Origin of the sequence: Paenibacillus sp. SAFN-054 (assembly GCF_051966755.1) — a bacterium.
Taxonomy (GTDB): domain Bacteria; phylum Bacillota; class Bacilli; order Paenibacillales; family Paenibacillaceae; genus Paenibacillus_AQ.
Genome location: NZ_JBQCKS010000001.1, coordinates 1,595,839 through 1,609,321 on the forward strand (window position 1 = coordinate 1,595,839; position 13,483 = coordinate 1,609,321).

The 13,483-nt window shown below is 51.9% G+C and carries 9 protein-coding genes; all 9 read right to left on the reverse strand.

Translation table 11 applies throughout. From position 1 onward, the window contains the following. Positions 1-8: 8 nt before the first annotated feature. Positions 9-1,442 (reverse strand): SWIM zinc finger family protein, encoded by a 1,434-nt coding sequence (locus tag ACTHPM_RS07435; RefSeq protein ID WP_440394554.1) that lies wholly within the window; start codon positions 1,440-1,442, stop codon positions 9-11. Positions 1,443-1,768: 326 nt separating this feature from the next. Beyond that, positions 1,769-2,524 (reverse strand): sulfite exporter TauE/SafE family protein, encoded by a 756-nt coding sequence (locus tag ACTHPM_RS07440; protein ID WP_440394555.1) that lies wholly within the window; start codon positions 2,522-2,524, stop codon positions 1,769-1,771. A 253-nt stretch (positions 2,525-2,777) separates the two neighbouring features. Continuing rightward, positions 2,778-3,833, reverse strand: coding sequence for a hypothetical protein (locus tag ACTHPM_RS07445; protein WP_440394556.1), 1,056 nt, complete (start codon positions 3,831-3,833; stop codon positions 2,778-2,780). A gap of 427 nt (positions 3,834-4,260) precedes the next feature. After that, on the reverse strand, positions 4,261-6,555 hold the full coding sequence (locus tag ACTHPM_RS07450; protein ID WP_440395376.1) for a glycoside hydrolase family 95 protein: 2,295 nt from the start codon (positions 6,553-6,555) through the stop codon (positions 4,261-4,263). Between the two features lie 14 nt (positions 6,556-6,569). Continuing rightward, positions 6,570-7,532, reverse strand: a complete 963-nt coding sequence (locus ACTHPM_RS07455) for an aldo/keto reductase (protein ID WP_440394557.1) — start codon at positions 7,530-7,532, stop codon at positions 6,570-6,572. A gap of 18 nt (positions 7,533-7,550) precedes the next feature. Beyond that, positions 7,551-8,390, reverse strand: coding sequence for an amidohydrolase family protein (locus tag ACTHPM_RS07460; RefSeq protein ID WP_440394558.1), 840 nt, complete (start codon positions 8,388-8,390; stop codon positions 7,551-7,553). 204 nt (positions 8,391-8,594) lie between these two features. Further along, complete coding sequence (locus ACTHPM_RS07465; RefSeq protein WP_440394559.1) at positions 8,595-10,016, reverse strand: family 43 glycosylhydrolase; 1,422 nt, start codon at positions 10,014-10,016, stop codon at positions 8,595-8,597. Further along, positions 10,016-12,367, reverse strand: coding sequence for a beta-L-arabinofuranosidase domain-containing protein (locus ACTHPM_RS07470; RefSeq protein ID WP_440394560.1), 2,352 nt, complete (start codon positions 12,365-12,367; stop codon positions 10,016-10,018). Before ACTHPM_RS07470 ends, ACTHPM_RS07465 begins: the two co-directional genes overlap by 1 nt. Before the next feature lie 31 nt (positions 12,368-12,398). Further along, complete coding sequence (locus ACTHPM_RS07475) at positions 12,399-13,394, reverse strand: endo-1,4-beta-xylanase (RefSeq protein ID WP_440394561.1); 996 nt, start codon at positions 13,392-13,394, stop codon at positions 12,399-12,401. Between the last annotated feature and the right edge of the window lie 89 nt (positions 13,395-13,483).

Here is a 13,483-nt window from a genome sequence, read left to right on the forward strand (position 1 = left end):
CCCACAGGTTAATACAGCAATCGGATAATCTCATGCTTATTGACGATGCTCAGCGGCTGCGCGCGCAGCTGACCGGTTAATGGCAGTTGGCCGAATGTCACAAGCATGGCCACATTGTTCAAGCTATCTTCCGGCAAATAGCGCAGCAGCTGAACGGTAGCGTCTCTGCCAACATCCTGAAGCCCTATCTTCTCCCCGTGTGCATCGGTGATATACAGCAAGCCGCTTTCGTCCGCGACCACCATATCCACATGCAGAAGCATGACCGGATTCGGGTCACCCAGCGGGTTTTTTAACTGATTTTTCACTTTTTTGACGGCTTCGGCATAGGATGGGGCAGCCCAATCCCTGATTCGGGCCAGATCCTGCTCCTCCACGGCTCTTGCGGTATAGGATTCATATCTTACGCGTCGGTTCATGTCGCCAGGATACCGGTATAACGCAGGAACGAGCGCTGCATCCAAAAAACTGTCTTCCTCCCGCATCAGCTTGGCGGCTTTGTACGGCCGGTATTGGACTGTGTTGTGAATTTCTCCGCTGTCCAGCTGAATCCAATAGCCGCTGTCGACGAATTCCAGGCGCGATGGATCATCGTAGCTGGCAAACGACAGCTGGATCAGCTCCGTTTCCGGACTGACCAGACCCGCTTCCCTCAGCTCCGAAAGCTGCCATGCGTGGCCGAGCCATTCCTCGATGGTGGATTCATGATCCAATGCCAGCTCTGGATCCGAGAGCTTTGCATTCAGGTGCGCTCGCCCTTTTTTAATAAAAGCATGAATGACTGCGAACTGTTCCACCGCCAGGCTGTATGTATGCTCCGGGTGGCTCCCGTCCGATAAAATGGTCTGAAGCTTGCGCAGCTGAATCTGAGCCCCGTTCAAGTAGAAGCTTCCCATTTGCTTCACATGGTCCTGAATCACTTTCAGCTCTTTGGCATCCAGCGTCCCGAGTCCGCGCCGAATGAGCGAATGCGTCAGCTTCTCCAGCACGTCCAGCCCTTCCAGCTGAGCCATCACTTTTTTCTTCAGCGCCGATTTGTTCACTTTTTTAGGCTTATCGCTCTTCCCCTCGGCAGCCTCTTTCGCCTTCTTCTCTTCCCTCTTCTCGGCTTTATCCCGTTTGGCAGCCAGATCATCCGGCACGGGCGCGTGCTGGAAAGCCTTTCCCTCCGCATAGGCGTACAGCAAACCGAGGACATGCTTGCAAGGAATTTGCCGGCTCGGACAGCTGCAGCGCATGACAGGCTTATCCGGAATGACAAAGTCGGCGGACGGCGTATACGGCGTCTTCCCGCTCCCGGCACACTCCCCGAACAAAACCTGTTCATCTTCGGACTGATGGAGCAGGGTAAACTTCCCTTTCTTTACGAGATCATGTGCGTTTTTAATCGCAGCGCTGTTAGGCGCCGTTGAATCAATCCAAGTTTCCGTTAAATCGATCAAGCCCGTTCCCCTCCAGCTCGGTTTATGAGATACCAAGATTATGATATTGAAATGACCTATATAAAATGAACTAAATACCTTCCCTTTTTTAGTTCAAGTTATGTCCTAACATAAATCATACCTAATATTTTGATATCCCCCTACCCTCTTTAGACCTAATTAAGAACATGCATTCCTATTTTTAAGCCGTGGGACTTATGGCAAAAAAATAGATTGATTCAAGCTTTTAACAGCCTTAACCAATCCTTTATTTACTACGGCACCGAAATAAAAGGTTATATTCTACCAATTTTGTCGTCATGTACCTGCACATTTACGAACTTCACCTATCCACGCGGAAACAATAAAAGCACGCCCAAAACGATAATGATCACAAACAAAATTCGTTCAAACCTTTTGGCGGGAATCCTTCTATTAAGGAACACCCCCAGGATCGTTGCCAAGAGAATGGCAGGAAGCGAATACGCATATAGCACGAACGCATCAGCCGTCCATAAACCTCCCAAGGCATGTCCTGCTACAACCAGTACGCCGGAAATCAGAAAATGGGCCTGCAGCGTGCCCCGGAGCCGCTCCGGACTCCAGCGACGCAGTGTTCCGTAAATCATGACCGGCACGCCATTGATGTTATAGGCGCTGCCCAGTACGCCCGAAGCGAAACCGAACGGCCATATCCACCCGGAACGGTTCAACAAAGGCGCCTCGATTGCGTTCGATAATTTTCTCTTCAAGAAAGAATACGCACCGTACAAGATGAGAAAAATGCCCAACCCGGTCGTGATGATATAGGAAGGAATTGAATTCAAGACATAGAGTCCGACGGGTATGCCGATCACGGTGGAAACCGCGAGCTGGATGAGGACGGGACGCTCAATATACTTCCAGCCGCTGAAGACCGTTAATACAGCAACCGTTAATCCGGCCAGTCCAATGAGCGAAACGGACGTCTGGAGAGGAATCGGTAGCAGGGCGAGCAGAGGCATGCTCACGATCGCTTCCCCAAAGCCGAACATCGATCTCATGAGCGCACCAGCGAACACCGCCATTGCGGCTAACAAAATCAGTGATAAATGCAAATGCATGACCCCCTTCGTATGTCATAACACATTAACATAACGAATATCCTGTTGAAAATACCGATTTTAACGCACTGAAGACGGGTCCCAGTGCCTCCGGATTACCGTTTTTATGTAGGTACTCATACTGGATGCAATAATTGATTAGAACGTATCTACAACCCGTCTAAAGCGATGGTTCGTTTTCGCATTTTCACTATCTTCACAAAAAAAAGACCGTCCGTTTCCGGACCGTCTCTCTCCCCGCCCAATCTCATGGTCATTCTTTCGAAGCATTACGCTGCTCAATCTCGGGATTAGCGTTCATAATCCGTTCCGCGATATCCCATAGTTTAGGCATATAATCCAAAGCAGCTTGGCCCCGCTGAATAAAGTCTTGTTTGGCAGTCATACCCAAGTCGGCAAGTAAGCTCTCAAAAAGAGAACGAAGCCGCTGATGTTCTTCCGGAGCGTCCACCGCCAATATGTGCAGGCACCTGGCATAGGTCGCTGCGATCCAAAATACCGCCTCGCGGTGATTGCCTTCCTGGATCAAAACCCGGCTGCCGTCGATGGCGATCGGTCTCGCTTGGGGCGTAATATCCGAGCTGAAAAAGAACTCAGTATGGGCGAACTTCGCAGCCGCATCGAAGGTCTCTTCCAGTCCAAGCAAGTGATGTTCCGTCTGCTTTGCAGTCCAATCCGCACTACCGAGAAAACCGAGCAATTCCTGATGGATATCAGCTAAACCGTATCCTTCGAGCACTTCGCGGGCTTTGAGATAACGCAGTCTCACCGTTGGATTCCGGAGCGCAGCAACCAAGACCACATGGGTCATCACCCCCGTCGGGAATAACCATGACATGGCGAGCTCGTGCAAGGGGGCTCCGACGTTCAGCGAGCGAAGCCCGCTTTCGGTTCGGTTTCGCGCCTCCATGCACCGGTGCACGATCCAGTTGGATTCATTGAAATGCTGCGAAACCTGCTGCTGCAGCTGCCGCAAGCGTCCCGTAGGATCGTCAATCAACGTATCGGTCCGAAAGCTTCCTGCAAGATGATAGGATCGCAAAACCTGTTCGGCGGAGTCCAGCTGACCGGAAGAGATGTAGGTCACCTCAATCAGCGTGTTCTGATAGATCAGCTTCCCCAGCTTCGGCGGGGGTTCCTGGCCGTCCCTTACGACGACGACATCCACATCGGAGCCGACAGGAAGCGTATCCTGATCAAGCCGTCCCACCGTAGAACCGCTGAAATAAGCTCCCAGATATCCTTTCTCCTTTCGTGCATGCATTCTCACCCATTCGGTTGCAGCTTGCCGTGCCAATCCGATCTTCATTAACACTCAGGCCTCCCTCATTGCCTAATACCATTGCTTTTCCACTGTAATACCAGATACCGATCCCCATGCTCAGGGCACCTTTATTTCTCGGGCAATCGCAAAATATCTATTCATTCGACGCTTTTTTTCAGTTTGTTCGCAAATTCTATTTTGAAAAGAAGAGATTCACGACATAAAAGATAAGCTTAAACGCATTAAATATAGCATGAACCGAATCAAAGACGATCTGAAAACCTACATCTGAAAACGATGGTCCGCCTTAGTGTTGACATAAAGGATATTACATTCATGTATATCATGATGATCTTAGCCGTATTCCCGGGTCAATACATTTTGATCTTCACAGGAAAACATGGCACAGCAGATGGAGAAAGCCATACTCGCTCAGCCGCAAGGTGCAACTTATCATCGCATCCGGATGATTTTACGATGTAGGCACAAGCTCATAGCAGTCTCCTTGGATAGCTTTCCAACTCCAGACGTCATCTCCCTGCCTTTGCGCAACCACCCTTACTCCATTCCGGAGCAGCTCGAAGCTGCATACCATACGGATGCTGCACCGGCCATCATGCCTTGCACGAATGATCGCGTGTTTCAGTTTGCCGTCTGTCCACATCAAGTCAACCTCAAAGTCCCCTCTTGCCCGTAAACCTTTGACTTCTCCGTCCCTCCATGACCTGGGAAGGGCCGGAAGCAGATGCAACTCGCCCAAATGACTCTGCAGCAGCATTTCGGCAATACCTGCGGTACCTCCAAAATTGCCATCGATTTGAAACGGAGGATGGTTGTCGAAAAGATTAGGCAGCGTGGAATGCGTTAAAAGCGCCCTCACGTTCTCGTACGCCTTGTCCCCATCCTGCAGCCGAGCCCAGAAGTTGATGATCCACGCCCGGCTCCAGCCGGTGTGTCCGCCGCCGCTCGCCAGCCTGCGTTCCAGCGTCTTCCGGGCGGCCCGAGCCAGCTCCGGCGTACCCTGTGCGCTGATCGCTTCGCCCGGGTATAGAGCGAATAAATGGGAGATGTGACGATGCCCCGGCTCCACTTCCTCGTAATCCTCCAGCCATTCCATGAGCTGGCCGGATTTGCCGATCTGCGGTTCAGGGAGCCGCTTCAGGGCGGCGGCCAGCTCGTTGCGGAAGTCCTCATCCCGTCCGATAATTTCCGCGCTGCGGATACAGGCGTCAAACAGCGCTTGTATAATCTGCAAATCCATCGAGGCCCCGGCGCAGAGCACCCCTGTCTCACCATTCGGCAGCCTGTATCTGTTCTCCGGCGAGACCGACGGACAAGTGACCAAGCGCCCTTCCTTGTCCTCTATCAAATAATCGAGCAGGAACAGCGCCGCTTCTTTCATAGTCTCATATGCTCGCGCCAGAAAAACACGATCTTGGCTGAACCGGTAATGCTCCCACAGATGCAAGCATAACCAGGCGCCGCCCATCGGCCAGAAGGAGGCCGGAAGGTATGTGTCCTGCGGTGCTGTGTCCGCCCATATATCCGTGTTGTGATGGGCTGTGAATCCCCGGCAGCCATACATAATCCTGGCTGTTACCCGGCCAGGCTCCCGCATCCGCGCGATCAAATCAAACAATGGCTCATGACATTCAGTCAGATTGCAGTTTTCCGCCAGCCAATAGTTCATTTGCGCATTGATATTAATCGTAAATTTACTGTCCCATGGCGGAGTGAAGCTGTTGTTCCATATCCCCTGAAGGTTGGCAGGCAGTGAACCCGGACGGCTGGAGGCCATGAGAAGATAACGGCTGAATTGAAAATACGTTGCGATCAGCCCGTGATCGTCTTCATCCTGCCTGAGCAGGGCCAGCCTTTCGTCAGTGGGCAGCGCGCTTTTGCCGGAGCTCTCCGGCAGCTTCAAGCTGACTCGACCGTACAGCTCGCGGTAATCCGCGGTATGCCGGGCCAGCAGCTCGGTGTAAGGAACCCGGCTCAGTTCATTCAGCCGGCGTTTGCCGCTAAGCTCTGGGTCGGGAGAACGAAATGTCGTTCCTGCGGCTAGCAGCAGCGTAACCGAATTTGCTCCCTCTACCCATAAATACTCGCCAATCGTCCGGCAGGCGCCGCCTTCCGGGACCGCCTTCACCACCGCGCTGAAGGAGCTGCCTCCTTTGCCGCCGCATTCTCCGCGCATGACCAACCCTTCTTGCTGCCACTTCTCGTTCTTCTCCAAATATCTCCAGTTGTTGCGGTTAAACCTGGCTTTAAGTGAAACCGCCCCTTCAATGTCGGCGGAAATCCGCATGATGATCGCCTGATCCGGATAACTGGCAAACATCTCTCGCGTATACCGCACCTCCCCGATCCGGTAGCTGACCCGGGATACACCGTCCTCTAAATCTAACTCCCTCATATAATCCTCGACAGGCTTTTCGTGCATGCTGAATGACAGCAGCAGATCGCCGAGCGGCAAGTAATGGCGCTGCGCTTCGGGCTGCCCGGCCATTGCCATTGCTGCCAGCTCCTCCGCTTCACTCACCCTACCCTCCATAATCAGCTCGCGTATTCGGGGCAAATGAGGCAGCGCGTCCTCGTTATTTCGGTCGCGCGGCCCGCCATACCATACGGAGTCCTCGTTAAGCTGCAGCTTCTCTTCCGCCGCACCTCCGAAAATCATCGCGCCCAGCCGCCCGTTTCCGATGGGCAGGGCCTCGTTCCAATCCGCCGCAGGTTTTCTGTACCATAACCGATGCTTTTGCTCCATACGAACGCTACTCGTCACGTTCCACCTTCCTTCCGCCGGATTTGCTCCCCGCCCCATTCGGGCCGTCCGCTTGGCCACGCCTTGCCGTGGATCGGCTTCAGGATCTCCAGCACTTCCCGCAGCAATGATTCATCCATTGGTTCTTCCGTCCACAAAATATTGTTGCGGATATTTTCCGGGGTCGCCGTACTGACCAGTGTTGTCGGAATGCGATCTTCCGCCGTGGCGTACTGGACCGCCAGCTTCACGATGTCCGTTCCTTTGCTCCGGCAATGCTCGGCAGCCCGTCGGCAGGCTGCTCTGATATCCTCTCCTGCGGGATGCCAATCCGGTACGTCACGGTTACTCAGCAGGCCCATCGACAGCGGCGACGCATTGATCAGACCGGTTCCTTGTTTCTCCAGCAGCGGAAGCAGACCGAGCAGTGCTGTATCGTTCAGGGAATAATGGCAGTAAGACAAGATGACATCCAGCTCGGTATGTGACAACACCTCTTCGAAGATGCGTAGTGGCAAGCCGGATACGCCGAAGAAACGGATTTTTCCGGCTTCTTTCAACGCTTCGAGGGCAGAAATCCCCTCCTCCAGCACCTGATCCGGCGAGCCGAACTCGATGTCGTGCAGCAGCAAAATATCGAGGTAGTCGGTCCCCAATCGCTGCATGCTTTCTTCCGCGCTTTGGATTACCCGCGCTTTCGAGAAATCAAATTTGTCCTGCCCGTAACGTCCAGCCTTCGTTGACAGTACATACCGGTCCCGCGGAATCGTCCGCAGCGCTTCGCCCAGCACGCTTTCCGCTTTCGTCAGACCATAGTAGGGGGAGACATCGATCAGATTGATGCCCATGTCCAAGGCGGTATGGACCGTTCGTATCCCTTCGTCCTTCCGAACGTCCCGGAAAACGCCCCCAAGCGAAGATGCTCCGAAGCTCAGTGCAGATACGCTTAATCCTGTGTTCCCAAGTTTTCTGTATTGCATCTCCTCGTTCCCCCATTTCTAATGTTCATTCAACTTGTAGAACTTCGCCGCATTGGCGCCGAAGACAGCTTCAATCGCTTCCGCAGGCAGCCGCTCCTTCAGTGCCTGCATTAGTATTTCAACGACTTCATCATAGGTTGCCGCCTGGAGACACACGGGCCAATCGCTTCCAAACATCACCCTTTCAGGTCCAAACCGTTCCAGCGTATCATGAATGTATGCCGTAAAATCCTCGCTTTTCCAGCCTTGATGGTCGGCTTCCGTTACCATTCCCGAAAGCTTGCAGTAGATGTTCGGATACTTTGCAATTTCCGCCATATGGCTCCTCCACGGCTCCATGACACCCGAAGCAATCAGCGGCTTCGCCAAATGATCAACGACGCCCCGCAGCCGAGGGATTCGCTCCAATAATCGGACCAGCTGCGGCAATTGATTTTCCGTTACAAGCAAATCGATGGGCAAATCCTGTTCCGCCAAATATGAAAGCGCTTCTATATAGGCAGATGCTAATACGGTGTCCAAGTCGCCCATATCCTGGATCATCACGCGTAACCCGATGAATTTCGGATGCCTGCAAAACCGTTCATATTGCTTCTTATATGAGGGGTCCGCCAGATCCAGCCACCCGACCACGCCTGCGATGATATCGGCCGATTCGCTTAATTCAAGCATATATTCCGTTTCCTCCACCGTTGGAGCTGCCTGCACCAGAATCGTTTTGCTGATGCTGTTTTTGTGCAAATGCGATTCCAGGGCCGGTGGCAAATAATCGCGGTAAAGTACTGGGTTTGCCGGTGTGATCCACCCATAGTCGTTTCTGCTGATCTTCCAAAAATGCTGATGAGCGTCAATACGCATCAAACCGCCTCCATCCCACCTTATTGTAACATCCGATAAAAGAATAATAATGCTTAAGCAGACAAATTGATACCTTCTACAACCATAGCAAATAGCCGGCTTGATTCCGCGATGATGGTAAGGCTGCAAATGCTAAAAAGCAGTTCCGAATGATCCTGAACTGCTTGTGTTATTTCTTACGGGAGCCGGCAATCACAAGACGGATTACTCCAGCGTAAACGAAGCGAGATCAGCCCCTCCGCTGCCCTTATAAGTTAAATACAAGGCATGTATGCCGTCTGGTATGATAACTTCTGCCGAGCATTCCGTCCATATATTCATAAAGTTCACCGGTATTTTGCCGAGGACCGGGCCGTCCCAGGTTGTCTTGACCTCAAATTCGCCATGGCAATATCCGCGCACCTTGATTTTAACATTTCGGATTCCGTTGCAATCAAAGTACTTAAAACCCGCCGTGGCGGAATCGGTCATATTGGCAATGTACCCGGGTTCTTCGTCACCGTCTCTTCCTTCCTGGGTTATCTTCGGAAAACGGCTGTCCATCCACGCACCAAGGCCGAAACCGCCTGTATATACTGCCTCGTCTTTACCAAATAGATTGCATGCCAGATACGCGGGGTATTCTCCCCGCCCTGCAAGCGGCCCGCCATTCGGACCGCAGGAGGTCATCTCCACCTGAGGAATCGTACCGTCCCCCTCGAATTCGATCGGCTCCACACAGCCCTGTCGGCAGAAAGCCGTACCGTTGGTATGTCTATGATAAAAAATGTACCATTTCCCCTGGATTTCAATGATGCTGCCATGGTTATTACCGCCGTAATACATCGGTTTGTCCGCCGGTTTATAGGAATCGATATGAAGATCATTATTGCTTACGATCACGCCTTGATATACGAAGCCCTTTGTCGGATATTTACTCGTGGCATAGCATAATTCATGCATGGCAATCGATGAATAGATTAAATAATAGATGTCTCCCCGTTTCCGGATGGAGGGAGCCTCAAAAAATTCATGCCCTTCAAATCCGCTTCCCTTGCTGTAAGGCTCGCTTGGTGCGACAAATACGGGTTCTTCTATGATCGTGAGCATATCCGGGCCGAGCATCGTGGCCATTGAACCGTGCCTGGATTTGTCTCCAATTGGACAGAAGCCCGTATACAAGTAAGTCTTCTCTCCTTCGGTCAACACGCCCGGATCAAATTGATGTTCATCCCCTTCTCTGTCTCCAAGGTTCGTACCGTCGGCATATGTAACATAACCGTAGAATTCGAACCTGCCAGCCGGAGAATCGCAGACGGCTACCGAAATAGCCGAAACTTTGTCAAGAGCGTAATAGAGATAATACCGCCCATCCGGCCCGACAGTAACGTCAGGGGCATACAGACACATCCTGCCATCCGCATTGAGCGGGTCATCCGTTTTCTTGTAGATGACACCTTCATAACGCCAGTTGCCCAGTTCCTCCACGTCGGCAGACCAGCATACATAGTCGTTTAAACAGAACGCATGACCGTTAAAACGATCATGCGAGCCATATACATACACCCTGCCGTTAAAAACATACGGTTCGCCGTCAGGTATGTATTCCCATGAGGGCAGATAGGGATTCAAACCTTGCTGCTTCATTACATTGTGTCCTCCTTCCCGTTTATTTCTTCCCATTTGTCCAGGGCCAACTTGTCGATCATCCGAATGCCGTACACGCCTCCAGCCACACCGTCGTTGGCCGACGCGAACTTCACCCGGACATGCTCCTTTTCGTTCAAAAGACGATCCGGAATGTCATAAAATACATCAAAGAGCTGCCCCGGCCGCTCTGCTTCTAACTTCTGTCGTGCTATAAAACAGTCGTCTATCAAAATATCAAACTCTCGCTCATGATGGCCATGTCCGTCGTGGAAGGCGCCTTCACTTCCGAAGTATGTGACTTGCAATATCATTGTTGAGCCTGGGTTTATAGTCATTCTATAGCTAAAAAAGCCACCTAGATCCGTCGTTCGATAACCTTTCTGCGCGTGGACGGAATACCCCGATTTGGATTGCTCCGACTGGAGCAGATGTTCAACTTCAGATTGCTGCTCATGCGGATGAACGATATCTGTGGTAATCGCATGGAGCCGGTTCCTTTCTTTCTTCTCGTGATCGGCATAGTTCGCATACTGCGCTTTATTCATTAAAGTCCAATAAATGGTATAACGCTGGTGATGCAGCTCATAGAACGGAACAAGGAGCAAACGCTTCCCGCCCGGCTCGCCCACCGCATCGGTTATGAACGTTAAGGCCTTGCCCTGAGCGGGTTTGATCCACTTTGCAACATCGTCTTCATCCGTAACCAGAACGGGAACATCAATCAAACGATGCGAATGCAGCTTGAGATGATTATCAACGATATCGCTTTCCGGGAAGTCCTCCTTGCCGAGTGCCCCGGCAAGCACGATGGGACCGTACATGAAACCAACCTTGTTCTCATCATCTTTTGCACGGTAAACGTGAAGATCCATGGGTAAAGTGACGTTGATGATATCCCCCTTATTCCAAGCCCTGTCTATTTCTAAATATCCGGGCTCCGATCCCGAATACACTTCCGCGTCCCCCTCAACGGTGGCTGTAACCGGCCTGGCCGTCCAATAAGGAATGCGGATCCGTAGCTTGAACCGTCCCTTCGGCGCTTCATCCAGGATAATCCTCGTGCGACTGGATCGCGGGAAATCCGTTTCCTGCCGCAAAACCAGCCCCCGTTCCGGTAGAGTGGTTCTGGAGGCGATAAACAGATTGACATAAATACCCTGTTCATCGAAGTGATAAATATCCCGCGGATACAGGGCGGGGTTCTCCATCCCGGTGCCAGTGCAGCACCAGAAAGACCGGTCGTGTGTCCCGTACACTTTAAAGTGGCCCGGTTCCGTCGAGATGAAATACATTTTGGCACCGGTTTCCGGATCTTGTGATGCTAGAATGTGGTTATACAGCGCCCGTTCATAATAATCCATGTATTCGGCTCTCGGCGACCATTTAAACAGAAGGCTGGTTAGTTTAAGCATGTTGTATGTATTGCAGGTCTCCGCTGTTTCGACACCCAATTTCTCCTGCGGTTTCGCCTGGAAGTGCTCGAAGATGCTGTTCCCTCCCATGATGTAGGATCGTTCTTGCGCGACCACCCTCCAGAAGTACTCCGCCATCTTCCGGTATTGCTCTTCGCCAGTTATGTCGTAGAGTTTGGCGGCTCCGATGACTTTCGGAATCTGCGTATTCGCGTGCTTCCCATCAAGTTCGTCAACCTCGCGTGCAAGAGGCTCCAGGACCGCCTGGTGGCAGAAGCGGATGGCAAGCTCCAGATAGTCATGATTGCCTGTGATCTGATAAAGATCGGCCATGGCTTCATTCATGCCGCCGTGTTCGCAGATCAGCATGCGTTGAAACTGGTCGTCCGACAGCCGGTCCGTCCCCTTCTTCGCCCAATCGGCAAGCTTGGTGACAACATGCAGCGCTTTCTCGTTACCTGTTCTTTTATAAACATCAATCAAACCTGCATAAATCTTATGAATACTGTACCATGGCACCCAGGAACCGCCCAAGCCGAAATGATGTACTTCGAACTCTCCGCCACCATAGAACACATGATCAAAACAGTCGCGGGAAAACCCGCTGACATAACCTTCCGGATCATGCGATTGCACCCAGGCCAGCTCGTCTACCGCCTCCTTCACACGCTGCAGCAGCGCTTCCTCTCGGGTTAAGGAATACATGGCTGCAGCGGCGGACAGCCAATGACCGATGGAATGGCCAGCGATTTGGGTCGATTCCCAGCCCCCATACCGCTTCTTTTTCGGCTTTAAATTTGCCGCCTCGTAACAAGGCGCAACCAAGCGGTCGATATCAAGGGACAGCAAATATTGGTTTCCTGTTTCTTGCGAATTCCGGAATAAGCCATCGAGCAACGCCGTTTGATTGGCAGCCTGCACGGAAGCTTTGAGCATGATGAAAATCCCCTTTGCATAATTTTTGTAGTTATCCCAAGGTCTTCAACACTTCCTGAAAAGAAGGCTTCGGCTGATGCTTCATGTCGAACAGAAAAGGCCAATTCTTCCGATCCCTTACGGGAAAATGGTCAAGCCAGGTATAATCATCGGCAGCGCCCCAAAAGGTGACGGAGGTAATATATTTGCTGTATTCCTGAAACAACCGGAAAAATTGCCCGTAACGTTCCGCTTGAAGAGCCAGCATCTCATCGGTCGGAGCCGTGAGGTCGGTCCGACGGTCGTCAAACGCATACATCGAAACGTCAAGCTCCGTAATATGCAGTTTCACTCCCAAACTGGCATATTTCTCGATTGCCCGGCGGATATCATCCAGCGACGGATGATACAGGCTCCAATGGGCTTGAAGCCCGATACCGTGAATCGGTACGCCCTGATCGAGCAGCGATTTGACGAGCGTATAGATTTTCTCGCTTTTCACCGGATCGGCCTCGTTATAATCGTTGTAGAACAGCAGCGCGTCTGGGTCGGCTTCATGGGCATACTCAAACGCCTTGGCGATGAAATCCTCGCCAATGATATCGAGCCATTGCGACGGCCGCAGGAGTTCACTGCCGCTGTCGGATACCGCCTCGTTCACCACGTCCCAGGCATAGAGCTCACCCTTGTAACGGGAAACGACCGTGTCGATATGTGACTTCATGCGGGCCAGAAGCGTCTTCCTGTCCGCTTGGCTCCCGTCTTCATTTTCAAACACCCATTTCGGCGTCTGATTATGCCACACCAGCGTATGGCCCCTTACTCCCATGCCGTTAGCTTTGGCCAGGGTCACCATACGGTCTGCCTCCTCAAACGTATACCGATCCTCCGCGGGATGCACTCTTTCAAATTTCATTTCATTTTCGGCCGTCACGCTGTTGAAATGTTCGATCAGCAAAGCTCGCTGCGAATCTAACGTCACCGGATTGACGGCGGCTCCGATCAGAAAATGTTCTTTAAAGGCTTCATGCAACCTCATGATCTTCATCCTCTCCTAGAACGTTTCAATGCTCCAATGCTTCTTAAAAAGCATCTTTACCCCAAAGTGTAAGCCTCCTCGTCATCTTGCAACAACCT

Coding starts and splice junctions, on each gene's coding strand:
- ACTHPM_RS07440 (WP_440394555.1), bottom strand. CDS start 2,524: ATGCATTTGCATTTATCACTGATTTTGTTAGCCGCAATGGCGGTGTTC.
- ACTHPM_RS07445 (WP_440394556.1), bottom strand. CDS start 3,833: ATGAAGATCGGATTGGCACGGCAAGCTGCAACCGAATGGGTGAGAATG.
- ACTHPM_RS07450 (WP_440395376.1), bottom strand. CDS start 6,555: ATGGAGCAAAAGCATCGGTTATGGTACAGAAAACCTGCGGCGGATTGG.
- ACTHPM_RS07455 (WP_440394557.1), bottom strand. CDS start 7,532: ATGCAATACAGAAAACTTGGGAACACAGGATTAAGCGTATCTGCACTG.
- ACTHPM_RS07460 (WP_440394558.1), bottom strand. CDS start 8,390: ATGCGTATTGACGCTCATCAGCATTTTTGGAAGATCAGCAGAAACGAC.
- ACTHPM_RS07465 (WP_440394559.1), bottom strand. CDS start 10,016: ATGAAGCAGCAAGGTTTGAATCCCTATCTGCCCTCATGGGAATACATA.
- ACTHPM_RS07470 (WP_440394560.1), bottom strand. CDS start 12,367: ATGCTCAAAGCTTCCGTGCAGGCTGCCAATCAAACGGCGTTGCTCGAT.
- ACTHPM_RS07475 (WP_440394561.1), bottom strand. CDS start 13,394: ATGAAGATCATGAGGTTGCATGAAGCCTTTAAAGAACATTTTCTGATC.